The sequence below is a fragment of the Vibrio sp. 1288 genome (assembly GCF_033344475.1).
In genome coordinates this window covers 1-584 of record NZ_JAWPOX010000846.1, presented here as the reverse complement: position 1 = coordinate 584, position 584 = coordinate 1, and the positions used below count along the sequence as shown (strand labels likewise).

The window sequence follows — 584 nt, the reverse complement described above, 5'->3', positions numbered from 1 at the left end:
AGCTGATCGGTATTAACACCGCCATTTTGGGACCAAATGGCGGCAACGTCGGGATTGGTTTTGCGATCCCATCGAACATGATGAGAAACCTCACTGAGCAGATTTTAGAATTTGGTGAAGTAAAACGTGGCATGTTGGGCGTTCAAGGTGGTGAAGTGACCTCTGAGCTGGCAGAAGCACTGGGTTACGAGTCAAGTAAAGGGGCATTCATCAGCCAAGTCGTGCCCGATAGCGCAGCGGACAAAGCGGGTCTAAAAGCCGGTGATGTGGTTGTATCAGTTAACGGTAAGTCAATCGACACTTTCTCTGAGTTGCGCGCTAAAGTCGCCACATTAGGAGCGGGTAAGAAGATCACGCTAGGCGTTATTCGTGATGGTAAGAGCAAGTCGTTTGACGTGACTCTTGGCGAGTCCACCAACATGAAAGCCAAAGCGGAAACGTTGCATGAAGGCCTAAAAGGAGCAGAGTTAAGTAACACTACACCAAGTGATGCCATCCAAGGGGTAAAAGTCTCCAGTGTTGCAGAGAATTCACCAGCCGCGCAATACCAGCTAAAACAAGGTGACATCATTATTGGCGTCAAT

General features: G+C 48.8%; 1 protein-coding gene. It reads left to right on the top strand.

The features are described from left to right. Positions 1-584 (top strand): PDZ domain-containing protein (locus R8O11_RS29695; RefSeq protein ID WP_318195188.1); only part of this gene is annotated, 584 nt, incomplete at both ends.